The sequence below is a fragment of the Paraburkholderia tagetis genome, from assembly GCF_022213065.1.
Taxonomy (GTDB): Bacteria; Pseudomonadota; Gammaproteobacteria; order Burkholderiales; family Burkholderiaceae; genus Paraburkholderia; species Paraburkholderia tagetis.
The window spans coordinates 77,924-101,578 of sequence record NZ_JAKLJA010000007.1; the positions used below are offsets into that span (position 1 = coordinate 77,924).

The 23,655-nt window shown below is 65.6% G+C and carries 15 protein-coding genes; 9 read left to right on the forward strand and 6 right to left on the reverse strand.

Going from position 1 to position 23,655, the window contains the following annotated elements:
- The first annotated feature begins 193 nt into the window (after positions 1-193).
- Both L5014_RS11665 and L5014_RS11670 read left to right on the forward strand, forming a co-directional pair.
- Positions 194-988 (forward strand): ABC transporter substrate-binding protein, encoded by a 795-nt coding sequence (locus tag L5014_RS11665; protein WP_238463777.1) that lies wholly within the window; start codon positions 194-196, stop codon positions 986-988.
- Between the two features lie 267 nt (positions 989-1,255).
- Positions 1,256-2,707 (forward strand): EAL and HDOD domain-containing protein, encoded by a 1,452-nt coding sequence (locus tag L5014_RS11670; protein WP_238463778.1) that lies wholly within the window; start codon positions 1,256-1,258, stop codon positions 2,705-2,707.
- 28 nt (positions 2,708-2,735) lie between these two features.
- On the opposite strand, the gene L5014_RS11675 is transcribed toward L5014_RS11670, so the two are convergent.
- Positions 2,736-4,178 carry an HDOD domain-containing protein gene (locus tag L5014_RS11675; protein ID WP_238463937.1) on the reverse strand — a complete coding sequence of 481 codons (1,443 nt, stop codon included), beginning with the start codon at positions 4,176-4,178 and terminating at the stop codon, positions 2,736-2,738.
- 48 nt (positions 4,179-4,226) lie between these two features.
- Positions 4,227-6,149, reverse strand: coding sequence for a putative bifunctional diguanylate cyclase/phosphodiesterase (locus L5014_RS11680; RefSeq protein WP_238463779.1), 1,923 nt, complete (start codon positions 6,147-6,149; stop codon positions 4,227-4,229).
- 464 nt (positions 6,150-6,613) lie between these two features.
- Here L5014_RS11680 and L5014_RS11685 point away from each other — a divergent pair, with 464 nt between their 5' ends.
- From L5014_RS11685 to L5014_RS11715, 7 genes are all read left to right on the forward strand, one after another.
- Positions 6,614-7,984, forward strand: coding sequence for an EAL and HDOD domain-containing protein (locus tag L5014_RS11685; protein ID WP_238463780.1), 1,371 nt, complete (start codon positions 6,614-6,616; stop codon positions 7,982-7,984).
- Positions 7,985-8,320: 336 nt separating this feature from the next.
- Positions 8,321-8,884: a peroxiredoxin gene (locus L5014_RS11690; RefSeq protein ID WP_238463781.1), complete on the forward strand. Its 564-nt coding sequence runs from the start codon at positions 8,321-8,323 to the stop codon at positions 8,882-8,884.
- 206 nt (positions 8,885-9,090) lie between these two features.
- Positions 9,091-9,558, forward strand: coding sequence for a hypothetical protein (locus tag L5014_RS11695; protein WP_238463782.1), 468 nt, complete (start codon positions 9,091-9,093; stop codon positions 9,556-9,558).
- Positions 9,559-9,741: 183 nt separating this feature from the next.
- Positions 9,742-11,271 (forward strand): class I SAM-dependent methyltransferase, encoded by a 1,530-nt coding sequence (locus tag L5014_RS11700; protein WP_238463783.1) that lies wholly within the window; start codon positions 9,742-9,744, stop codon positions 11,269-11,271.
- 44 nt (positions 11,272-11,315) lie between these two features.
- Positions 11,316-11,864 carry an outer membrane protein assembly factor BamE domain-containing protein gene (gene bamE, locus L5014_RS11705; RefSeq protein ID WP_238463784.1) on the forward strand — a complete coding sequence of 183 codons (549 nt, stop codon included), beginning with the start codon at positions 11,316-11,318 and terminating at the stop codon, positions 11,862-11,864.
- Positions 11,865-12,008: 144 nt separating this feature from the next.
- Entirely contained in the window at positions 12,009-12,488 is a 480-nt protein-coding gene (locus tag L5014_RS11710; RefSeq protein ID WP_238463785.1) for a helix-turn-helix domain-containing protein, read from the forward strand.
- Positions 12,489-12,616: 128 nt separating this feature from the next.
- Positions 12,617-13,159 (forward strand): nucleotidyl transferase AbiEii/AbiGii toxin family protein, encoded by a 543-nt coding sequence (locus tag L5014_RS11715; RefSeq protein ID WP_338019280.1) that lies wholly within the window; start codon positions 12,617-12,619, stop codon positions 13,157-13,159.
- A 78-nt stretch (positions 13,160-13,237) separates the two neighbouring features.
- Here the strand turns inward: L5014_RS11715 and L5014_RS11720 are convergent, their stop codons facing one another.
- The 4 genes from L5014_RS11720 to L5014_RS11735 all read right to left on the reverse strand — a co-directional run bounded on the left by L5014_RS11720 (position 13,238) and on the right by L5014_RS11735 (position 23,341).
- Positions 13,238-16,558 (reverse strand): efflux RND transporter permease subunit, encoded by a 3,321-nt coding sequence (locus L5014_RS11720; protein WP_238463786.1) that lies wholly within the window; start codon positions 16,556-16,558, stop codon positions 13,238-13,240.
- A gap of 4 nt (positions 16,559-16,562) precedes the next feature.
- Positions 16,563-19,745 carry an MdtB/MuxB family multidrug efflux RND transporter permease subunit gene (locus L5014_RS11725; RefSeq protein ID WP_238463787.1) on the reverse strand — a complete coding sequence of 1,061 codons (3,183 nt, stop codon included), beginning with the start codon at positions 19,743-19,745 and terminating at the stop codon, positions 16,563-16,565.
- A 5-nt stretch (positions 19,746-19,750) separates the two neighbouring features.
- Complete coding sequence (locus L5014_RS11730) at positions 19,751-21,136, reverse strand: MdtA/MuxA family multidrug efflux RND transporter periplasmic adaptor subunit (protein WP_238463788.1); 1,386 nt, start codon at positions 21,134-21,136, stop codon at positions 19,751-19,753.
- A gap of 1,002 nt (positions 21,137-22,138) precedes the next feature.
- Positions 22,139-23,341 (reverse strand): ammonium transporter, encoded by a 1,203-nt coding sequence (locus L5014_RS11735; RefSeq protein WP_238463789.1) that lies wholly within the window; start codon positions 23,339-23,341, stop codon positions 22,139-22,141.
- Between the last annotated feature and the right edge of the window lie 314 nt (positions 23,342-23,655).

Genomic DNA, 23,655 nt, shown 5'->3' on the forward strand with positions numbered 1-23,655 from the left:
CCTGCGAAAGTCCCGCCGGAACGCGTTCCCGGCCGCCTGGGCCGGTCGCGGTACAATCGCGGCCCTGCGGTTGCTGCGGCGCATCATAGGCGATGCGTCCGTTCGAGCCGCCTTCTTGGCGCAGCGATCCTGCCCCCGAAGCGCGCCCCCAATAAACTGAAGCGCGCTGCAATTCGACTGAAATGAGACATAGATGAACATGAACTGGAACAAGCTGGCCACCTTCACGCTCTGCGCGGCCTTCACCATGGCCGCAGGCGCTGCCCAGGCCGCCGACATCAAGGAAATCCGCTTCGGCGTCGAGGCGTCGTACGCGCCGTTCGAATCGAAGTCGCCGAGCGGCGAGCTGCAGGGCTTCGACATCGACGTGGGCAATGCCGTCTGCGCGAAGCTCAAGGCGAAGTGCATGTGGGTGGAGAACTCGTTCGACGGCCTGATTCCGGCACTGCAGGCGCGCAAGTTCAGCGCCATCAACTCGGACATGACGATCACGGATCAGCGCCGCCAGGCCGTCGACTTCACCGATCCGATCTACGCGATCCCCAACCAGATGATCGCGAAGAAGGGCAGCCCGCTGCTGCCCACGCCCGAGTCGCTCAAGGGCAAGCACGTGGGCGTGCTCCAGGGCACGATCCAGGAAACCTATGCGAAGGCCAAGTGGTCGCCCGCCGGCGTCGACGTCGTGCCGTATCAGACCCAGGACCAGATCTACGCCGACCTCGCCTCGGGGCGTCTGGACGCCGCCTTCCAGGATGCCGAGGCCGCATCGAAGGGCTTCCTGAACAAGCCGCAGGGCGCGGGCTTCGCCTTCGCGGGACCGAAGATCGTCGACGCGAAGCTGCTCGGCGAGGGCGTGGGCTACGGCGTGCGCAAGAACGACGCGGCGCTGAAGGCCGCGCTCAACGGCGCGCTCAAGGAGCTGAAGGCCGACGGCACGATCGACCGTATCGCCGCGAAGTACTTCGATGTGAAGGTGGTGCTCAAGTAAAGCGCGCAGGCGCTTGAGCGTTCGAGCATTCGAGCGCAAGGGGCGGGCTTGGTCCCGCCGCGAATGCCGGCCAGGCAAAGCCCTGGCCGGCATTTTTTATTTCAACCAGCCGCGGGCTTCATATGCGCGGCATATGGGCCAGGCTAGAATCGCAAGAGCAAGAAAACGCTGCCGTGGCCGCGCGGTGGCAGTACTGGCACCCAGAACAAGCAGGAACAGACCATACGACCAGGCGCCGGGCAAAGCGCGGCGCTTCGCGGGGGATTCATGAGCTTCAATGCCACAGACCGGCCGCACATGGCCGGCGTCGAAGGCAGCCATCGACTGGCGCAAACCACGCCGCAAACCACGGCCGAATCGTCGCCTGACCCGTGGCAGGTTTATTTCGCGCGCGAGCCATTGCTCGATCGTGACGGCGTGCTTTGCGCGTTCGAGACGCTGCCGCGTGTCGTTGCGCGCGACGGCTTCGCGGAATCCGCCGAAGTGCACACCGAAGCGCACGCTGAAGCACACACCGAAGCGCACGAGGGCGACGCACTGCCGGATGACGGCGCGGTGCGGGCCGGGGCGCAGAGCGCGGCGCAAAACAGGGCGCTGATCGAAGCGTTCGGCGCGCCCACGCTGCGCGCCGCGTTGACCGGCCATCCGGCCTGGCTCGACGTGACACGCGAGCTACTGTTCGACGATGTGCTGCTGCGGCTGCCCGCCGATCGTGTGATCCTGGAGCTGCCGCCCGGCATCGGCGCCGATCCCGAACTGATCGCGCAGCTCGTCAAGCTGCACGCCAGGCGCTATCGCTTCGCGCTCGACCATGTTACGCAGGCCGACGACGCGTTCGCGAAGCTGCTGCCCTACGCGGACGCCGTCAAGCTCGATCCGCGCGGCGTCGCGCCCGCGCTGCTGCCGAAATTCGCGAGCGTGCTCAAGGCGGCGGGCAAGATTCTCGTGGCGCTCGGCATCGAGACGCCAGCCGAATACGAACGCGCTCATGCGCTGGGCTTCGACCGTTTCCAGGGCTATTACTTCGCCAAACCTCAGGGCGGGGCGCGCCGTGCGAGTGCACCGCGCCAGGCGCTGCTGAGCCTGCTGCAATTGCTGGCCTCGGAGCCCACCGTGATGCAGCTCGAAGCGGAGCTGAAGCTCAATCCTGTCCTCGTGATGCATCTGATGCGGCTCGCGAACTCGAGCAGCTTCAGCCTCGGGCGCAAGGTGACGACACTGCGCGAAGCGATCAACGCGACCGGCACCAACCGTATCGCGCGCTGGACGCAACTGTTGCTGTACGCGGACGGGCGCAAGATCTCGCTGGAAGACGACCCGCTGCTACAACTCGTCGCCACGCGCGCGCGCTTCATGGAGCTTGCCGCTGCGTTGCTGCCCGAAGCCGGGCCCGCGGAGGAAGACGCGGCGTTTCTGGTGGGGGTGTTCTCGTTCGTCGACGCCGTGTTCGGCGGGCCGCTCGACCAGACGCTCGAAGTGCTCAGGCTCGCCAAGCCGATCCGCGCGGCCATCGCGCGCCGCGAAGGCGTGCTGGGCCGGTTGCTTGGCGTGAGCGAGGCGCTCGAGTGCGCCGACTGGGCAGCCGTGGATGCGGCGTGCGCCACGCTCGCGCCACTCGACGCGGGCGCGCTGGCGGCGCTCGCGCTCGCGGCGGCGGAGTGGGCCGGCATGGCCGAGCGCAACGCCGAGGCCGAAGGGCTGGAGCGGATCGAAGACTGAGGTTCCGGCGAGGCGCGCCGAAAGCGCCTTACGCCTTCACCGGACTCGCCGCGAAAAACCGTGCAAGCTCGTGCGCGAGCTCGTTCAACGCGCTCATTTCCTTCTGCGAGATGCGGCGCGGCTCCTGGCTCAGCAGCCAGTCTCCATAGAGTAGCGCCACGGGCGGCTCGCCCGCGTGGGCCACCGGCAGCAGCACGAACGCGCGCGCGTCGTCGAGGCGGGCGCGATACCACGCCGGCAGACGCGCGAGCATTTTCGGATCGCGTGCATTTTCGATGAAGATGCCCACCGAGTTTGCAATCGCGAGATGGAACACGTCGGGCTGGAACGCCGCGCTGAACGAGAGCTGGTCCAGATTGCCCTCGACTTGCGGGCCGAAGCCGCGCTGCGCCTCGAACATGTTCGCGCCGCGCCGCACGAACACGATCGTGCGTGCGAAGCCAAGACCGGCCAGCACGGTTTCGGTGGCGAGCGTGAGCGCCGTGGCGAGCGGGCTCCCGGGTGGCAGCGCGCGCAGGTCTTGCACGCCCGCCGCGATGCGCGCTTCGGGGTCGAGCGACTCGCGCGCGATGGCGTCGGCGTTCGCGCGCAGCTCGACGATCTCGCGCATCACGCCGTCGTCGGCTTCTTCGCGGGCGAGCGCGAGGCTCATCTGCACGAGCGTTTCCGGCTCGGTATTGAGCGCGCGGCCATAGTGCCGCGCAAGCTCGTCAATATGCTCTTCGCGCGCTTCGTCGGTGAAGCTCGCCGTAGTGAGCACGCGCGCCACCTCGGTCGAATAGTTCGTGATGGCGCGCAGCCATTGCACCTGGCGCGGCTCGCTGTCTGCCGGATCGTATTCGCCCATGCCTTCGCGAATCGCCGTGGGCAGGCGCCAGCGCGTGGCCGCATCCTGGCCGATCTCGGTGAAGCTCACGCCGAGCACGTCGATGCAGGCATCGTCCTCGGCTGTGCCTCGCTCGCATTCGCGGCGGATCTGGTCCCACTCGGGTTCGAGATAGAACACCACGAGTAGCTTGCCCACCTGGCGCATCAGCGTGCAGACCACGGCCTCTTCGCCCGCGCGCAGGTCGCCGCGCTCGGTGAGCTTGCGGGCGATGCAGCCCGAGAGCATCGTGCGGTTCAGTTCGAGCTTGGCATCGATGCGGCGCGGCGCGCTGTGATGGAAGTGGTCGACGATTTTCAGGCCCACCACGAGATGGCCGACCGCGTCCATGCCGAGCACCATCAGCGCGCGCGTGACAGTCGTGATGTTGCCGCCGAAGGCCAGGTACATGGCGGAGTTGGCGAGCCGCAGCACCTTCTGTGTGAGCGCGAAGTCCGAGAGCACGACCTTCACGAGCGCGGTGAAGTCGTAGTCGTCGTTGGTCATGGCCGCGACGGTCGTGCGCAGCGATTGCGACAGCATGGGAAAGTCGCCGCGCTCGTTCATACGAGCCCAGAGCCGGTCGAGCAGGACTGCCTTTACCATCTGAACCATGTCAATTTCGCTAATGCCCTGCGTGTACCGGTGCCGCGCTCAATGCATGCCGTGGACGTGCAAGGTGCGCGACTCGAAACGCTGCGAGAGCTCTTCCGAAGGCAATGCCTTGCAGACGAGCCATCCCTGGATATGGTCGCAGCCCATCTTCGTGAGCAGCTCGCGCTGCGCCTCGGTTTCGACGCCTTCGGCGACGAGCTCGAGTTCAAGCGTGCGCGCGAGCCCCACCACGGCATTGACGATCGCCTGATCGTTGCGCGAGGTGAGCAGATTCACGACAAAGCTGCGGTCGATCTTCAGCTTCGAAAGCGGAAAGCGCTGCAGATACGCGAGACTCGAATAGCCCGTGCCGAAGTCGTCCACCGCGAAGCGGATGCCGAGCGCCGTGAGCTCCTCCAGCAGCGTGACTGCGTGCTGCGGATCCTGCATCAGCACGCTTTCGGTGATCTCGAAGACGAGCCGGCGCGGACTGATTCCGGTGAGCCCGATCGCTTCTTCGACGCTCTCCTTGAAACGCGGATTGCGGAACTGCTGCGGCGACACGTTGACCGCGACGTACTGCAAGGCAATGCCTTGCTCGTCCCATTGGGTCAACTGCATGCACGCCGCCCTCAAAACCCAGTTGCCGAGATAATTAATCAGGCCGACGGATTCCGCAAGCGGGATAAATGTTGATGGCGGCAACAGTCCGTGCAAGGGATGTTGCCAGCGAATCAGCGCTTCGACGCCGACCACGCCATGCGTCGCGCTGCTGGTGATCGGCTGGAAGTGCAGCGAGAACTCGCCGTTGCGCACGCCGTCGTGCAGATCCGATTCGAGCTTCAGACGCTGGGCGTCGGTTGAATCGTCGTCGGGCACGTGCAGCATCAGCGTGTTGCCGCCCGCGGCCTTGGCCTGTTGCAGCGCCTGGTCGGCGCGGCGGATGAGCGGAGTGCTGTCCGGCTGCATATTGCTTGCGCTGCTCTCGCCGCAGTCCGCACGCTGCTCGGGATGGAACGCGACGCCGATGCTCGCCGCGAGATGCACCGGCTGGTCGCGAAACGAATAGGGTTGCAGGATCGACGTGAGCAGGCGCCGCGCGAGCGCTTCGGCTGCGGTGCGCACGTTGGCGGGCGTTTCGCCGGGTTGCGGCACGCGTGGCAACGTGGACTGTGGCGCAGCGTGTGGCGCGGAGTGTGGATAGGGCGGCGTGATCAGAACGGCGAACTCGTCGCTGCCCGTGCGCGCAATGAACTCGCCCTGCTGGGCGAGGTGCGTGAGGCGGCGCGCGGTTTCGCGCAGCAACTCGTCGCCGGCTTCGTAGCCGAGCGCGCGGTTCACGCGCTGATAGTCGTCGAGATCGAGCAGCAGCAGGGCGATGGACGTGCCGTGCCGGTCGGCTTCGGCCAGTGCGCGTTCGAGCACCGGGTCGAGCGCCGCCTGATTCGGCAGGCCGGTGAGTGGATCGTGATGGAGCGCGTGCGTGAGGCGCGTTTGCGTGCGTTGCCAGTCGGAGACGTCGAAGCCCGCCACGGAGAAGCCGTCCACGCCCGCCCAGGCGGCGCGCTGCACGCGCAGCTCGACGGCGAGCGGATAGGTGAGCGCCTTCACGAGGTCGATCGTGTCCTTTTCGAGCGCGCCGCTCGCCAAGGCGCGGGCGAAGAGCGCGTCGAGCCGTGCGAGATCGTCGGGCGCGACGAGGTCGTGCAGCGACGCGCCGAGCAGGAACTCGCGGTGATAGCCGGCAAAGCGCAGACTCGCGTCGGAGACGTAGAGAAAGCGCAGGTTGCGGTCCACATGCACGAGGAAGTCCACTGCGGCGGCGGTCTGCTCGAACGCTTGCGGCGCGTCGTCCGCACGGGCGAGCGGGATGCCGCAATGGGCGTCGTCCCGCTCGCCCGTGCGCCTGGCGCGTGGCCGCAGCCGGTCCAAGACCGTGCGCAGCCAGCCCGGGCGGGGCGCGGTAATCCTGTTCGCTTCCATGTGTATCGCTGGCAACCTGTGTACTTGTCGGCGTATCGAGTCGGGCGGAGTCGGGCGCACGGCATGCCTTCGAAGCGTGGCGGGTCCGCATGCCGGGTCGGGCAGCGGGCGATTGCGCCTGCCTGGCGCGCCCATCACACCGGGATATCGACCCCGATGGCGAAATCTTTAGCTGCCCGGGGCGAAAAACGACCGCGCGGCAACGTTCTCACGCGAGGCGATGCCGGCGCGCACGGATTCGGTTAAAGTGGCGCCGGCGCGAGCCTGGCACCCAGCAGGCACCAGCGGGCACCCAGCAGACGGATCGTATGCGTGCGGCATGGAGGCAAGACTTCGCGCCTGCCTCGCGGCCGGCGTTCGACTTCGTGCGAGCGTCGACCGGGTCCTGGCCGGCCGCATCATTTTTCCAACGAGGCCCCAGAACGAGTCATCCAGACCGAACCCCTCTGTCCGAGTCTTACGTTATGTCCGATTCATCGTTACCGTCCGCGCGACCCGCGCAGGCGGCCGCGCGAGACGCAAGCGATTACGCCCGCGCACAGGTGCACGCACAACCCGATCAGCCTGCCACGCAGGGTGCGCACGGCGTTGCCCAGCCGTTCGTCTATCTGGGGCGTCAGCCGATTCTCGATCGCAACGGCGCGCTCAACGCTTACGAGCTGCTGTTTCGCGGCAGCACCCAAAACCGCGCCGACGTGACCGACGACGCGCTCGCCACCGCCCAGGTGATGGCGCGCACCATGGGGCAGCTCGGCGTGCCCACCGTGCTCGGACGTCACTACGGCTACGTGAACATGAGCCGCGAGCTGCTCTTCGACGACATCGTGCATCTGCTGCCGCCGGGCCGCTTCGTGCTCGAAGTGCTGGAGCACGTGACGCTCGACGCGGCCGTGCTCGAGCGCCTCGCGCAACTGCGCCGCGACGGCTACCGCATTGCCTTCGACGACGTGAGCGCGCTCACCGACGACCTGCGCCGCGCGCTGCCCTATGCCGACATCGTCAAGGTCGATCTGTTGCAGGCCGAGCGCGCCGCGCTGCCCGCGCTCGCCGCGGCTGTCGCCGCCGAGGGCAAGACGCTGATCGCCGAAAAGGTCGAGACGCGCGAGGACTTCGATTATGTGCACGGTCTCGGCTTCGATCTGTTCCAGGGTTACTTCTTCGCGCGTCCGCAAATGCTGCGCGCGCCACGCGTGCGCGCCTCGCGGCTCGCACTCGTGCGCCTGCTCGCGCTGGTGGCGAGCGATGTGGGTGTGGCCGAGCTCGAGCGCGAACTGCGCAGCCATCCGGGCGTGATCGTGCAATTGCTGCGGCTCGTCAATTCGAGCGCCTATGCGCCCGGGCGGCCGATCTCGTCGCTGCGCGAGGCCGTGCTCGCGGCCGGCACGCGCCAGATCGCGCGCTGGGCGCAACTGCTGCTCTACGCGAGCGGCCGCGATCTGCCGTGGGCCTCCGATCCGCTCGTGCAGCTCGCGGGCACGCGCTCGCATTTCATGGAGCTGGCCGCGCGCAGCCTCGCGCCGAACGACGCCGAGTTCGCCGACGCCGCGTTCATGACGGGCATCTTCTCGCTCGTGCATGTGCTGGTGGGCTCGACGCCGGCGCACACGCTGGAGCGCCTCGGTCTCGCGCGCGAGATCAGCGAGGCCGTGGATGGCCAGCGCGGCGAGCTGGGCATGCTGTTACGCCTGGCACAGGCGTGCGAGCGCGGCGACGACCGGCTCGCCGGGTCGCTCGTGAGCGAAGCGGGAGGGCGCTTCGCGATGCTCACGCCGGCACTGCTAGGCGAGCTCAATCTGTGGGCTGGCGCGTGGTTTTCGGCATACGCGGATGGTTGAAGGGCGGGCGCAAAGGGGGCAACGGGCATGCATAATCGGCATACGCAATCGGCATATGTAACGGGCAGGCGCAACGGGCAGGCGCAACGAGCGGTCGGAAGCCGTGCGCCGGCGCGCGGGCATGCACTGTGCGCGCATCTAACCAGGCCCGGGCAGTGCGGGCCCTGCGTGCGCTGGGGGAGTGTGGTCCTGAAGTGTGGTGCAATAGGGCCGTCGCCGGACGCGGCGGGACTGCGCCGCGGACCGTCTTGCCATGCCTCGCCGCTCGTGTTTCGGGCCGCCGCGCTGGCCCGGCAGCCCCGGCGACGCATTCGAGGTCATACGAGGATATCCAACATGAAACCGAGATATTTCGCGGCGGGGGCTGCGGCGCTCGCGTGCGCCGGATTCGCGTTCTTCACCCTGAGCGCGCAGGCGACGCTAAAACCGGGCGACTCCGCGCCCGATTTCACGACGCAGGCGTCGCTGGGCGGCAAGACCTATACGTATTCACTCGCCAGCGAGCTCAAGAAGGGGCCGGTGGTGCTGTACTTCTACCCGGCGGCGTTCACCAAGGGGTGCACGATCGAGGCGCATGATTTTGCCGAAGCCGTCGACCAGTACAAGCAGTACGGCGCAACCGTGATCGGCGTTTCGCACGACAACATCGATACGCTCACGAAGTTCTCGGTGAGCGAGTGCCGCAGCAAGTTCCCCGTTGCCGCCGACGGGGATTCGAAGGTCATCAAGGCCTACGACGCGTCGATGCCGATGCACGCCGCCATGGCCAATCGCGTCTCCTACGTGATCGCGCCGGATGGCAAGATCATCTACGAATACACGAGCCTCTCGCCCGACAAGCACGTGGAGAACACGTTGCGCGCCGTGAAGGAGTGGGCCGCGCAGCATCCGCGGCAGTAATCGTTGCCGTGATCATTGCAGCCATCGCGATGCCCGCGGCGCGTAGCACATCTTGTGCCGCGCGCGGCGACCTGTGAGTTGCGCTTGCGATGCGGCAAACGCCGGCCCCTGTGCCGGCGCCGCGCCTGCCGCGTACTGGTATCGTGCAGTTTCTTTTTTTCAGTCGTCATCCGCGGCCCATGCGCGCCTGCGGATCCGGTCTTCGTATGCCCATTCTCGTTCTCCTTTTCGTGTTCGCCGCGCTTGTCTACGGTGCGGTGTGGTCGTTTCAGGCATTGGCCACGCGCTTCGGCACAGACGTGGCCATCGGCGTGGCAGCCGTGTTTGTGGCGGCGCTCGCCACGCTGCTTGCGAACTGGCTGCGGCGGCGCCGCGAAGTGGCGCCGAACCTGCGCGGCGAGGGCGAATGGACCCATCGCGTCGCGGGCGCATGGGGCGAGGCGCGGCTGGCGGCCGGCAAGCGGCTGTGCGAAGTCAAGTTCGGCGAAGCGCGTGGCGCGTACATTTTCGCGGACCTGCGGGGTGCGCAGCCCGCGCACGACGCGAGCGGCTGGCAAGTTGCGCTCAGCGTGGCCGATGCGGGCCAGCCGCTCTGGCATCTGCCGATGCCGAGCGAGCGCGAGGCCAAGCGCTGGGCGCGTATTTTTACGCTGGCGATTGCGCAGAAACTTTGAAGCGCGGCGCCTGTGGAGAGCACCGTGCGGAACTCCGATTGATGCTGCCTCAACGGCAAATACATTGCAGTAACACAAAAACTGCGTAATGAGACGTACCGAGAATCATCCGCCGCGTCGGCGGATGATTCTCGCCCGCCTCCGGGCGGCTCCTTGCTGGCGCGTATCAAGGAGCGAATTCCGATGCAGAATCCCCCCGTCGCGCCACGCCTCTTCGAGCGCGTGCGTATCGTCACTATCCAGCGCGCGGACTACACTCACGGCGCCGCGTTTCGCGAATACGCGTTTGGTCTGTTGGTGGCCTTTGCGGCCCTCGGCGCGCGCGTCGATGCCGCCGACAACGAATTGCTCACCGGCGAAGGCGTCAACGTCGTGTTCGGTGCGCATCTGCTCGATCCCGGGATTGCGTTGCCGCCCAACACCATCGTCGTGAATCTGGAGCAGATGAGGGCTGGCTGGCCCGCACAATTTCCGCACTACATCGCGCTAATGCGCCGCCATGTCGTGTTCGATTATTCGCCGTCGAACGTCGAGCGAGTGCGCGAGCTGACCGGCAATCCACACGTGCACCTGCTCAAGCCCGGCTATGTGCCGGCGCTCACCACGATCGAGCCAGCCGGAAACCAGGACGTGGATGTGCTCTTTTACGGTTCGCTCAACGAGCGCCGCCACAAGATTCTGGATGGTCTGCGCGAAGCCGGGCTCGTCGTCCAGCACCTGATGGGCGTCTATGGTGCTGCGCGCGATCAGTGGATTGCGCGCAGCAAGATCGTGCTCAACGTCCACTTTTACGACGACAAGATTCACGAGATCGTTCGCACGTCGTGGCTGCTCGCGAATCACAAGGCCGTGGTGAGCGAATGCGAGCCCGATACCGAAATCGACGACGACGTGCGTGCCGCCATCGTTGCGGTGCCCTATGGAGAGCTTGTGAAATCCTGCGTCGCGCTTGTGAAGGACGATGCGCGACGTCGCGAGGTCGAGCAGCGCGGCTTCGAAATCTTCGCGCGCCGCGACCAGGCCGCGATGCTCGCGGCGGTCCTTGCACAAGTTTCCCGGCCGGTGCCGCGCCGCATCAATCTCGGGAGCGGCAAGGCCTACGATCCCGAACAGTTGAATATCGACATCGACCCGAAATGGCAGCCCGATATTCTCGGTGATCTCGCCAACCCCGCGGGCTTGAAGCAGATATTCTTCAGCCCCAGCTACGGGCTGACGCGTCTCGAAGCAGGCCAGTTCGACGAAATCACGGCGATGGACGTGCTCGAACACGTGCCGGATCTGGTGACCTTCATGACAAATTGCCTCGAACTGTTGCGCGTGGGCGGTGCGATGCGCGTGGGTGTGCCGTACGACCTCTCTCACGGCGCATGGCAAGATCCGACGCACGTGCGCGCATTCAACGAGCGCAGTTGGCTCTATTACACTGAGTGGCACTGGTACACGGGCTGGACTCACGCGCGTTTCAACCTCGCTCAACTGAACATGACGTTGAGCCCGGTTGGCCAGGCGCTCAAGACGCGCGGCGTGCCCGACGAAGAGATTTTCCGGACGCCGCGCGCCGTCGACGACATGCAGGCCGTGCTCGTCAAGCGGATGCTCACGGCGCCGGAGAGCGAGCGTGCGGTGGCATGGCAGCGGGGTGCCTTGCGCGCTGCACCGGCCGTTGCCGCAGCGGGCGAAAGTGCCAACGCGGGGACGCCGCAGCTTTAACGAGGCCTCGCGCACCAGGATCGCGAAGCGCAGACTGAACGGAGATGAAACTGAAACTCGGGAAATATTTTGTTGTTCTGAGCGCCGCAGCCTGTGCCGCGCTTTTGAGCGCCTGCGACCAGCAAAAAGTCGCCGATGCCGTGAATGCCGTCAAACCGGATTCGATGGCGTTCGGCGGACTGAAAATCGGTGTCTCGACGGTTGAAGACGTGCGCCATCAGGCCGGCAAGCCGGAAATGGTGTGGGAGGACGACGATGGCGCGCAGCGCCTCGAATATCCGCGCGGCCCGAACGGCCTGACCACGTGGATGCTCGACTTCGACGCCGACGGCAAGCTGGTCGCGATGACCCAGGCGCTCACGGCGCAAAATATCGCGCAGGTCGCGCCCGGCATGACACAGGACGAGGTGCGCCGCCTGCTCGGCAAGCCTGCGACGGTCGCGAAGTACGCGCTGAGTCACGAGGAAGTGTGGAGCTGGCACTGGGCCGAAGGCGGCGTGGCCGGCGACGGCATGTTCAACGCGCATTTTTCGCCGGATGGGCTCGTGATTCGCACTTCGCGCTCGGACGCACCGGGGCACGAGCAGCATTGAGGCGGCGGGCGGCGCTGGGCACGGGTGTGATCGCGTCGAGGCACGGCAGTCGTTGTTTCCAGAATCTTACAGATAAAGATCTCCGCTGATGTAAAATATACTTTACATCGATGGGCGGCCAGCATGGGCGTCCTGGAGGTCATCATGCAACTCTACGAGATTGGTCAGGCCGTTGCGAAACGGCGTGTGGAGCTTGATCTCACCCAGGCTCAATTGGCGAAACTCGCCGGTCTGTCCCGGTTCACCGTCAATCAGTTCGAGTCGGGGAAGGTCAAGGATCTGGGTATCAACAAGTTGATTCCCCTGCTAAGTGTGCTCGGCCTCGAATTGGCTGCCACGCCAAGGCCGGAGCAACGCGGCCTCTACAAGGCTGCGGTGAGCGCGAACGTTAGCTACAAGGGAGAACTCACCGAGCGTCTGCTGACGCACGCGCTTGCCACCGGCCAGATTCCCGAAGGATACGAATCGCAGATTTCCGTCATTCTCGACGAGGTTCCGGTGCCCGTGGTCGTTAAAGCGGTCGAAGAGGCTTCCCGGCACTCGGGAATCCCACTGAGGCAGATATGGAAGAACCTCGCCGCGTGGTCGAAGGATCTTCATCTTTATCGGGGGGTATGGGTATGAGCGCACCTTCGCCGCTGCCCGGCGGCCCGTAGCAGATTCTCTTCCGGCATGCATTGACGCTTGTCGAGGAGATACGCACGCATGGCACATCCACGCCGTTCTGGACCTTCGGAGGGGGAACAGTGCTCATGCTGCGTTATGGCCACCGCTTGAGCAAGGACGTCGATATTTTCGTTCCCAATCCGCAGTACCTTGGGTACGTCAATCCTCGTATCAACGAGACAGCATCGGAAATTACGACGGACTACGACGAGCACGCGGGCTTCGTGAAGCTCATCCTGCCCGAAGGCGAAATCGACTTCGTCGTCTCACAGAATCTGACCGCTCCCGGCTACGATGAGTGGGTGCTGATGGATCAACCGGTCAAGGTCGAGACTGCGGCGGAGATTGTCGCCAAGAAGATGTGGTATCGCGGAGACCGTCCGACGGCACGGGATCTGTTCGACCTGAGCCTCGTGATTGAACGGGAGTCCGATAATCTGATGGTGGCAGGCGCATATCTTGTTCGGCACCGCGAAACGTTTTTACGACTTCTGGTCGAGCATCGCACCTTTTTGCTGGCAAGATTCAACGACATCGAGACGCTAGGATTTACACCTTCGTTCGATTATTGCGTTGGCTTGGCGAAGGAGTTTCTGGCGGCTCTTCCGAAGGCCAGCGCTCAAAACTGAATCCCACACAAAAAACCACGCGGCCGAAGTCCCCCCGGCCGCCCTCGTACCCCAAGCACCTCAAGCGTTCAGCCCCACTTACTCCAGCACCCTCGGCGGCGGCTCCGCGCGCCCGCGCTTCGCATCCCACCACACGCGCAGGCGGTCCATATACAGATACACCACCGGCGTCGTATAGAGCGTGAGCGCCTGGCTCACGATCAGCCCGCCCACGATAGAGATGCCGAGCGGCGCGCGCAGCTCCGCACCTTCGCCGCGCCCGAACGCGAGCGGCAGCGCGCCCAGCAGCGCCGCGCAGGTCGTCATCATGATCGGCCGGAAGCGCAGCAGGCACGCCTGATAGATCGCGTTGCGCGAGCTCAGGCCCTGGCGCGATGCGTCGATCGCGAAGTCCACCATCATGATCGCGTTCTTCTTCACGATGCCGATCAGCAAGATCACGCCAATCAGCGCAATGATGCTGAACTCGGTCTTGAAGAGCAGCAGCGCGAGCAGCGCGCCCACGCCCGCCGAAGGCAGCGTCGAGAGAATCGTGAGCGGGTGGATATAGCTCTCGTAGAGAATGCCCAGCACGATATACACGGCCGCGAGCGCCGCGAGAATCAGCAGCGGCTGGTTGTTGAGCGACTGCTGGAACGCCTGCGCCGTGCCCTGGAAGCTGCCGTGGATGGTCTGCGGCATGCCGATCTGGGCCATCGTGTCGTAGATGGCCTGGGTGGCGTCCGAGAGCGATTTGCCCGGCGGCAGATTGAACGAGATCGTCGAGGCCACGAACTGGCTCTGGTGGTTCACCGAGAGCGGCGTCGTGCCCGGCCCGAACGAGGCGATCGCCGAGAGCGGGATCATCGTTTCCTTCGCCGTGGAGACGGCCGCGCCCGAGGACGCGCTCGACTTGCCGCTCGCCGCGATCGAGTTGTTCGCGAGGTTGCGCGCGGAGTCGGCGGCGATGGTTGCGGCGCTCGAGGCCGAGCCTGTGCCTGATTTTGCGCCCGTGCCGCCGGTCGCCGCACGCGCCGTGGCGGGGCCGCTCACCGTGCCCGCCGTCGCGTTGGTGCTTTGCGCGCCGCTCGCGCTTCCGCCCGAGGTGCTCACCCAGATCTGGTCGAGCATGTCCGGGCTTTGCCAGTACTGCGGCGCGACCTCCATCACCACGTGGTACTGGTTGAGCGGGTTGTAGATGGTGGAGACCTGGCGCTGGCCGAATGCGTCGTAGAGCGTGCTGTCGATCTGCGCTGGCTTGATGTTCAGCCGCGCCGCGCTCGCGCGGTCGATCGTGATCATCGATTCGAGGCCGCCTTGTTGCTGGTCCGAGTTCACGTCGGCGAGTTCGGGGCGCGCCTGGAGCGCCTCGGTGAGCTTCGGCGCCCACTTGTAGAGGTCGGTGGTGTTGTCGGCGAGCAGCGTGAACTGATACTGCGCGTTCGATTGCCGTCCGCCCACGCGGATGTCCTGCACGGACTGCAGGAAGGTGCGCGCGCCCGCCACGTGCGAGAGCGGCGTGCGCAGTTGCGCGATCACCTGGTCGGCGGACATCTTGCGCTCGCTCTTGGGCTTGAGCGAGACGAACATGAAGCCCGAGTTGGTCGCGCGGCCGCCCGTGAAGCCCACCACCTGATCGACGGCTGGATTCTCGCCGACGATCTTCATCATCTCGGCGAACTTCACCTTCATCGCCTGGAACGAGGTGGACTGGTCGGCCTGGATGCCGCCCACGAGGCGCCCCGTGTCCTGCTGCGGAAAGAAGCCCTTGGCGATGTTCACGTAGAGCACGACGTTCAGCGCGACGGTGGCGATGAGCGTCATGAGAATCAGCCGCGGGTGCGCGAGCGCCCAGCCGAGCGTGTGCTCATAGCCGCGGTGCAGGCGCGTGAAGCCGCGTTCGAGCCATTGCCCGAAGCGGCTTTCCTTTTTCTTCTCCTGCGGCTGCTCCAGCAGGCGCGAGCACATCATCGGCGTGAGCGTGAGCGACACCACGAGCGACACGCCAATCGCGAGCGAGAGCGTGAGCGCGAATTCGCGAAAGAGGCGTCCGACGATACCGCCCATCAGCAGAATGGGCAGGAACACGGCCACCAGCGAGACGCTAATCGAGAGCACCGTGAAGCCCACTTCGCGCGCGCCGAGCAGCGCCGCCCGCCTGCGCGGCACGCCGTTCTCGAGGTGGCGCGAAATGTTCTCCAGCACGACGATGGCGTCGTCCACGACGAAGCCGGTCGCGATGGTGAGCGCCATCAGCGAGAGGTTGTCGAGCGAGAAGCCCATCAGGTACATGGCCGCGAAGGTGCCGATGATCGAGATGGGCACCGCCACGCTCGGAATCAGCGTCGCGCGCCAGTTGCGCAGGAACAGGAACACCACCATCACCACGAGCGCCACGGCGATCATGAGCGTGTGCTCGGTGTCCTTGAGCGAGGCGCGGATCGTGACCGAGCGGTCCGAGGCGGGGATCACCTCGACATCGGCGGGCAGCGACGCCTTCAGTTGCGGCAGCATCGCCACCACGCGGTCCACGGTTTCGATGATGTTCGCGCCGGGCTGGCGGTAGATGATCACGAGCACCGAGCGCTTGCCGTTGGCAAGACCGAGGTTGCGCAGGTCCTCGACCGAATCGACCACGTCGCCCACGTCCGAGAGCTTCACGCCCGCGCCGTTGCGGTAGGCGATGATGAGGTCCTTGTACTGGCTCGCCTTGCTCGCCTGGTCGTTGGTGTAGAGCTGGAAGCGCCGCGGGCCGAACTCGATGTCGCCCTTGGGACTGTTCGCGTTGGCCGAGGCGAGTGCCGCGCGCACGTCTTCGAGGCCGATGCCGTAATGAAACAGCGCGTGCGGTTCGAGCTCCACGCGCACGGCCGGGTTGGCCGAGCCGCTCACGTCGACTTCGCCCACGCCGTTCACCTGCGAGAGCGACTGTTGCAGCACCGTGGCCGCCGAGTCGTAGAGCTGGCCCGCGCTGAGCGTGGGCGAGGTGAGCGCGAGGATCAGGATGGGCGCGTCGGCGGGATTGACCTTGTGGTAGGTCGGGTTCTGCCTGAGGCTCGTGGGCAGGTCGGCGCGCGCGGCGTTGATGGCGGCCTGCACGTCGCGCGCGGCGCCGTCGATGTCGCGGTTCAGGCCGAATTGCAACGTGATGCGCGTGCTGCCCACCGAGCTCGTCGAGGTCATCTCGGAGACGTCGGCGATCGACCCGAGGTGCCGCTCCAGCGGGCTCGCCACGCTGGTCGCCACCGTTTCCGGGCTGGCGCCAGGCAGCGTCGCCTGCACGGAGATGGTGGGAAAGTCCACTTGCGGCAGGGGCGCGACGGGCAGCTTCGCGAAGGCGAAGAGGCCCGCGAGCGCGATGCCGATCGCAAGCAGCGTGGTGGCGACGGGGCGGTTGATGAACGGGCGCGAGAGATTCATCGCGTCAGTGCTCCGTCGACGAAGGCGCGGGTGGCGTGGGCGGCGTGGGCGGCGTGGGCGGCGTGGGTGGCGTGGGTGGCGTGGGTGGCGTGCGGTGCGAGCCGCCGCCGAAGCGCCGGCGCATGCGCGCGGCGAGCCGGTCGAACGCCAGGTAGATCACGGGCGTGGTGAAGAGCGTGAGCGCCTGGCTCACGATCAGGCCGCCCGCGATGGCGATGCCCAGCGGCCGCCGCAACTCCGAGCCCGCGCCGGTGCCGAGCATGAGCGGCAGCGCGCCCAGCAGCGCAGCCAGCGTCGTCATCATGATCGGTCGAAAGCGCAGCAGGCAGGCCTGGTAGATCGCCTCGCGCGGCGACTTGCCTTCGTTGCGCTCGGCGTCGAGCGCGAAGTCGATCATCATGATCGCGTTCTTTTTCACGATGCCGATCAACAGCACGATGCCGATGATGCCGATGATGTCGAGGTCGTGCCCGGTCATGATCAGCGCAAGCAGCGCGCCGATGCCGGCGGATGGCAGCGTCGAGAGAATCGTGATCGGGTGCACGAAGCTCTCGTAGAGCACGCCCAGCACGATATACATCGTCACGATGGCCGCGAGGATCAGGAACAGTTCGTTCGAGAGCGATGCCTGGAAGGCGAGCGCCGCGCCCTGGAAGCGGGTCTGGAACGAGCCCGGCAGGCCGACGTCCTGCTCGGCCTGCTGGATCGCCTTGACCGCCGCGCCCAGCGACGCGCCGGGCGCGAGGTTGAACGAGATGGTCGTGGCCGGGAACTGCGAGAGATGCGTGACGAGCAGCGGCGCGGGCCGTTCGTGGAACTTCGCGATGGCCGAGAGCGGCACCTGGCCCGATGTCGACGTGGCGGAGGGCAGGTAGAGCGCGTTCAGCGAGTCCGTGTAGTGCTGCATGACCGGATCGGCTTCGAGAATCACACGGTACTGGTTCGACTGCGTGAAGATCGTCGAGATGATGCGCTGGCCGAACGCGTCGTAGAGCGCGTTGTCCACGGTCGCGGGCGTGATGCCGTAGCGCGCGGCGCTGGCGCGGTCGATCTCGATGAACACCGACTGGCCCTGGTCCTGGAGATCGGTCGCGACATCGGCGAGTTCGGGCAACTGCGCCAGCCGGTGCACGAGCTTGGGCACCCAGGTCGTGAAGTCCTGGATGTTGGGCGTCGTGAGCATGAACTGGTATTGCGTCGGGCTCACGGTCGAGTCGATCGTGAGGTCCTGCACCGGCTGCATGTAGAGCGTCGCGCCCGTGACGTGCGAAACCGACTGTTGCAGGTCGCGGATGATCTGGCTCGCCGATTCGCTGCGGTCGTCGCGCGGCTTCAGGTTGATGAGCATGCGCCCGCTGTTGAGCGTGATGTTGGTGCCGTCCACGCCAATGAACGAGGTGAGGCTGTCCACGTTCTCGTTCTTGAGGATCTCGGTGGCGAGCGCCTGCTGGCGCTCGGCCATCGACGCATAGGAAACCGATTGAGGCGCCTGCGTGATCGCCTGGATCACGCCGGTGTCCTGCACCGGGAAGAAGCCCTTGGGCACCACCACGTAGAGGATGCCGGTGAGCACGAGCGTGATCGCGAACACGATCATCGTGAGCCGCTGGCGCGCGAGCACCCATTCGAGCGCGACGCCATAACGGCCGATGATGTATTCGAAGAAGCCATGCACGCGCGCCTCGAACCGGTGGCTCTCGGGCGGCGGTGTGTGGCGCAGCATCTTCGCGCACATCATCGGTACGAGCGTGAGCGAGACCACGGCCGAGATCACGATGGTCACGGCGAGCGTGATCGCGAATTCGTGAAAGAGCCGGCCCACCACGTCGCCCATGAAGAGCAGCGGAATCAGCACCGCGATCAGCGATACGGTCAACGAAATAATCGTGAAGCCGATCTGCTTCGAACCCTTGAGCGCGGCTTCGAGCGGCGTGTCGCCGTCCTCCACGTAGCGCGCGATGTTCTCGATCATGACGATGGCGTCGTCCACGACGAAGCCGGTCGCGATGGTGAGCGCCATTAGCGAAAGATTGTCGAGCGAGAAGCCGCACAGGTACATGACCGCGAGCGTGCCGATCAGCGAGAGCGGCACCGAGAGGCTCGGAATGATCGTCGCGTAGATGTTGGCGAGGAACAGGTACATCACCAGCACCACCAGCACGACCGACATCAGCAGTTCGAATTGCACGTCGCGCACCGAGGCGCGGATCGTGGTGGTGCGGTCGGTGACGATCTGCACGTCGAGCGAGGCGGGCAGCGCTTGCTGCAACCGCGGCAGCAGCGCCTTGACGCTGTCCACCACCTGGATCACGTTAGCGCCGGGCTGGCGCTGCACGTTCAGGATGATCGCGGGCGTGTTGTTCACCCACGCGCCGAGCTTGGTGTTCTCGGCGCCCTGCATGATATTGGCCACATCCGTGAGCATCACCGGGCGGCCGTTGCGGTACGCGATGACCGCGCTTTTATACGCGTCGGCGTCCGTGAGTTGATCGTTCGCGTTGATCGAGTACGCGCGCGTCGGGCCGTCGAAGTTGCCCTTCGGCGTGTTGACGTTGAGGTTCGAGATGCTGGTGCGCAAGTCGTCGAGATTCAGGCCGTAGGCCGCGAGCGCGCGCGGGTTCGCCTGGATGCGCACGGCCGGACGCTGGCCGCCCGTGAGGCTCACGAGACCCACGCCCGCAACCTGCGAAATTTTCTGCGCGAGGCGCGTGTCGGCGAGGTCCTGGACCTGCGTGAGCGGCAGCGTCTTCGAGGTGATCGCGAGCGTGAGGATAGGCGCGTCGGCGGGGTTGACCTTGGCGTAGATCGGCGGCGCGGGCAGGTCCGAGGGCAGCAGGTTGCCAGCCGCATTGATGGCCGCCTGCACCTCCTGCTCGGCGACGTCGAGCGGCAGATCGAGGCTGAACTGCAACGTGATGACCGAGGCGCCCGCCGAGCTGCGCGACGACATCTGGTTGAGCGACGGCATCTGCCCGAACTGGCGCTCGAGCGGCGCCGTGACCGAGGACGTCATCACTTCCGGGCTCGCGCCCGGATAGAAAGTCTGCACCTGGATGGTCGGGTAATCGACTTCGGGCAGAGCGGAAAGCGGCAGGAAACGCAGCGCGACGAGGCCGACCAGCATGATCGCCGCCATGAGCAGCGCCGTGCCGACCGGACGCAGGATAAAGGCGCGGGAGGGATTCATGCGGCTTACTGGCCCTCAGCGCCGGATGCGTGGCGGCGGCCCTGGTGGGCTCCCGATGCGCCGCTCTTCGTACTACCTGCTGTACCTGAGGCACCTGATACACCTGAGGCACCTGAGGTAGCCGACGCGTGTTTCGGACGCTCGGCGGGGATCGTGATTTTCGAGCCTTCGCGCAGGCGGTCCGAGCCGTCGGTCACGATGCGCTCGCCCACGGCGAGGCCCGAGGCGATGCTGGTGCGCTCGGCGTTGACCGGACCGACCTTCACGAGCCGCACCGTGACGGTGTTGTCGGGCTTCACCACATAGACGTACTGCCCCTGCGAGCCATTGAGCACGGAGGAGGTGGGCACGATCACCGCGTCGTGGATCGTGTCGACGAGCAGGCGTGCATTGACGAACTGATTCGGGAACAGCGAGCCGTCGCCGTTGGCGAAGCTCGCGCGCAGCTTCACGGTGCCGGTCGTGGTGTCGATCTGGTTGTCGATGGTTTGCAGGAAGCCGTTTTCGAGCAACGTGGTGTTGCTGCGGTCGTAGGCCGAGACCGACATCTTCGTGCCCGCGCGCAACTGCTTCAGGATCGGCGGCAGGTTGTCCTCCGAGGTCGTGAAGATCACGCTGATCGGCTGCAACTGCGTGAGCATGACGATGCCGTTGGTGTCGCCGGGCGTGACGTAGTTGCCCGGGTCGACCTGGCGCAGACCCACGCGCCCCGAGACCGGCGCGATGATGCGCGCATAGGTGAGGTCGAGCTTGTAGGTGTCGATGTTGGCCTGGTCGGACTTGACGGTGCCCTCGTACTGCTTCACGAGCGAGCCCTGCGTGTCCACCTGCTGGCTCGCGATCGAGTCCTGCGCGAGCAGCGTCTGGTAGCGCTTGAGGTCGAGGCGGGCGGTGGCGAGCAGCGCCTGGTCGCGCGCGAGCTGGCCTTCGGCGTTGGCGAGCGAGATCTGATAGGGGCGCGGGTCGATCTGCGCGAGCACGTCGCCCTTTTTCACCATCTGGCCTTCCTCGAAGTTGACGCTTTGCAGCGTGCCGGAAAGTTGCGTGCGCACCGTGACGGAGGCAAGCGGCGTGACCGTGCCGAGCGCCGTGATGACGATGGGCATGTCGCCCGCCTTGGCGGCCGCCACGCTGACCGGCTGCGGCATGTTCGCCATCGCGCCGGGGCCGCCGTGGCGCATGCGGCCGCCGCTCGCGGCGGCGGGGCTGCCGGCGCCCGGGGGCTTGCTCCAGGGCTGCCAGCGCAGCAGCACGATGGCGGCGACGATCAGCACGACGACAAACGCAATCAGCTTGCCGCGGCTCTTGCGCGGCGCCGGGCCGCCCGAAGGCGCAGGCGCGGACGGCGTGTCTCGACGAGGGGAATCCGGGCGCTTTTCTTCTTTATCCATCGGTCAGGTTGGTAACAAAATCGGTGACGTGCTTGTCGGTTGAGCGGGTTGGCCGGGTGGGCGTGCCGGGTGTTCGTTCGGCTGGCCGGGGCGGCGCGCGTCTGCGTCGGCCGAACCTAGCCAAATTCAGCCAAATTCAGCCAAATTCAGCCACGCCCGGTCACGCATGACGCGATGCTACGCGAGACGCGCGCAAGGTCGATGTCAGGTGTTTGTCGGCCAGCGGGACGATGCGCCGTCCGCGGCCCCGACGCAGGGCGACACGCGTTGCCGGCGCTCGCGCGATGCTTGCACGATGCCTTGATCGTCACGCGCGCTCGATGCGTCTGCGACGGACGACGCGCGTGCGATGGTCCGCGCGTGGCTGAGCGATGTCAGGTCGGGCGCCGATGCAGCCAAAAAGCATGATGCTACGTTGCTGTCTCTCTTACAGTCCAGCCTCGTATCTTTCGGCACGTTACGACGGTTACAGCTCGTCCGACGCGTTGTGGGAAGGTGCGATGGCTTGTCGGAGAAAGCGCAGGGGGGGAGGAGCATCGATGTCAGGTGCGAGATCGGCACTGGTTGGAGACGGGCTGGTGCATCTGACTGGCGATTGCGCGGGCTGCTGTCCGAGTTGTGCTGGCAAAACCCGGGACATCTCAGCCGCATGGGAAATTGCCGGGAAATGTTTGATAGTTCGCGTATTCTGGCGAGATTTTGCTTGACTTAGTCAGCATCTGGATAAAAAATTCAGTCACTTTCGAGCTGACCTCGAAGGCGCCGAGCGAGAACCCCGTGTACCTTGCGGGGTTTTTAAGTACCCCGGCATATGCATTTCGCATAAATTCGGCGGCCTGGTCAGCAATCGAATACCGTCTCTCAGGTTCTAGCACGGCCCTCGGAATGGCTAGAACTTTTCAAAGCGTCACGTTTATACGTGGCGCTTTTTTTTCGCCTGCGCCAGAATCGACCCGACCTCGGGACCGAAGTCGACGGAGCGGGCGCGCGCGCCCTGAAGCGTCAGAACACGGTTTCGCGCTCCGGCGTCGCGCTGATCTTGTGGACCGCAATATCGGCGCCGTTGTATTCGTCTTCCTGATCGAGGCGCAAGCCCACGATTGCGCGCAGCGCACCGTAGACCACGAAGCCGCCAAGCGAGGCGATCACGATGCCGGCTATCGTCCCGACGATCTGCGCGCCGAGCGAGACGCCGCCGGTTCCACCCAGCGCGTGCACGCCGAAGATCCCCGCCGCGACGCCGCCCCACGCGCCGCACAGCCCGTGCAGCGGCCACACGCCGAGCACGTCGTCGATGCGCCAGCGGTTCTGCACGCAGGTGAACATGTAGACGAACAGCACGCCGGCCACCGCGCCCGTCGCGAGCGCGCCGAGCGGATGCATCACATCCGAGCCCGCGCACACGGCCACGAGCCCCGCGAGCGGCCCGTTATAGGTGAAGCCCGGGTCGTTGCGGCCCGCGAACCAGGCGGCGAGTGTGCCGCCCACCATCGCCATCAGCGAATTCACGGCCACGAGGCCGCTGATCTTGTCGATGGTCTGCGCGCTCATTACGTTAAAGCCGAACCAGCCCACCGCGAGCACCCAGGCGCCGAGCGCGAGGAAAGGGATGTTCGAGGGCGGATGCGCGGAGATGCGGCCGTCGCGCGAATAGCGCCCGTGGCGCGGCCCGAGCAGCAGCACGGCGGGCAGCGCCACCCAGCCGCCGAATGCGTGCACCACCACCGAGCCCGCGAAATCATGAAACGGCACGCCGAACACATGCGTGATCGCATCTTCGAAGTGCAGGCGGTTGTTCCACACCATGCCTTCGAAGAACGGATAGATGAAGCCGACGATCACGAAAGTCGCGAACAGTTGCGGGTTGAACTTCGAGCGCTCCGCGATGCCGCCCGAGACGATGGCCGGAATCGCCGCCGCGAAGGTGAGCAGGAAGAAGAAGCGCACGAGCTGATAGCCGTTGTGCTCGGCGAGCACGTCGGCGTGCGAGAAGAACTGCACGCCGTAGGCGATGGTGTAGCCGATGAAGAAATATGCGATCGTCGAGACCGAAAAATCGACGAGGATCTTCACGAGCGCATTGACCTGGTTCTTCTTGCGCACGGTGCCGAGTTCGAGAAACGCGAACCCCGCATGCATGGCGAGCACCATGGCGGCGCCCAGCAGCAGAAACAGCGTGTCGGTGCCGGTTTTGAGATTGTCCATCCTTGCGTCCTGCCCTTTGCCCAATATAGGCGCATAAATAGGCGCACACTGAGCAAGATATGGGCCAGCTTCGCGCCAAACTGGTGAGCGACATGTGGCGGCAGGCCATTTTCCGGTGCGCGCGTGCACCGGAGCGCGCCGTTCATGCGCCGGGGTTGCGCGCACGAAATGTGTGCGCACGCAGCGGGTGCGGGCGGTCCGGCACAATTGCAGTGCTCGTGCGCCAAGTTGGTGAGGCGACGCGCCAGATTAGGGCGATTTATTCGATTTGCCTTTCCTCATCAATACGTTGTCGGTCATTCGAAATATTGTTG

What these genes read in the sequence shown, in the direction of transcription:
- L5014_RS11665 (WP_238463777.1), top strand. Translation starts at nt 194, where the DNA reads ATGAACATGAACTGGAACAAGCTGGCCACCTTCACGCTCTGCGCGGCC.
- L5014_RS11670 (WP_238463778.1), top strand. Translation starts at nt 1,256, where the DNA reads ATGAGCTTCAATGCCACAGACCGGCCGCACATGGCCGGCGTCGAAGGC.
- L5014_RS11675 (WP_238463937.1), bottom strand. Translation starts at nt 4,178, where the DNA reads ATGGTAAAGGCAGTCCTGCTCGACCGGCTCTGGGCTCGTATGAACGAG.
- L5014_RS11680 (WP_238463779.1), bottom strand. Translation starts at nt 6,149, where the DNA reads ATGGAAGCGAACAGGATTACCGCGCCCCGCCCGGGCTGGCTGCGCACG.
- L5014_RS11685 (WP_238463780.1), top strand. Translation starts at nt 6,614, where the DNA reads ATGTCCGATTCATCGTTACCGTCCGCGCGACCCGCGCAGGCGGCCGCG.
- L5014_RS11690 (WP_238463781.1), top strand. Translation starts at nt 8,321, where the DNA reads ATGAAACCGAGATATTTCGCGGCGGGGGCTGCGGCGCTCGCGTGCGCC.
- L5014_RS11695 (WP_238463782.1), top strand. Translation starts at nt 9,091, where the DNA reads ATGCCCATTCTCGTTCTCCTTTTCGTGTTCGCCGCGCTTGTCTACGGT.
- L5014_RS11700 (WP_238463783.1), top strand. Translation starts at nt 9,742, where the DNA reads ATGCAGAATCCCCCCGTCGCGCCACGCCTCTTCGAGCGCGTGCGTATC.
- bamE (WP_238463784.1), top strand. Translation starts at nt 11,316, where the DNA reads ATGAAACTGAAACTCGGGAAATATTTTGTTGTTCTGAGCGCCGCAGCC.
- L5014_RS11710 (WP_238463785.1), top strand. Translation starts at nt 12,009, where the DNA reads ATGCAACTCTACGAGATTGGTCAGGCCGTTGCGAAACGGCGTGTGGAG.
- L5014_RS11715 (WP_338019280.1), top strand. Translation starts at nt 12,617, where the DNA reads ATGCTGCGTTATGGCCACCGCTTGAGCAAGGACGTCGATATTTTCGTT.
- L5014_RS11720 (WP_238463786.1), bottom strand. Translation starts at nt 16,558, where the DNA reads ATGAATCTCTCGCGCCCGTTCATCAACCGCCCCGTCGCCACCACGCTG.
- L5014_RS11725 (WP_238463787.1), bottom strand. Translation starts at nt 19,745, where the DNA reads ATGAATCCCTCCCGCGCCTTTATCCTGCGTCCGGTCGGCACGGCGCTG.
- L5014_RS11730 (WP_238463788.1), bottom strand. Translation starts at nt 21,136, where the DNA reads ATGGATAAAGAAGAAAAGCGCCCGGATTCCCCTCGTCGAGACACGCCG.
- L5014_RS11735 (WP_238463789.1), bottom strand. Translation starts at nt 23,341, where the DNA reads ATGGACAATCTCAAAACCGGCACCGACACGCTGTTTCTGCTGCTGGGC.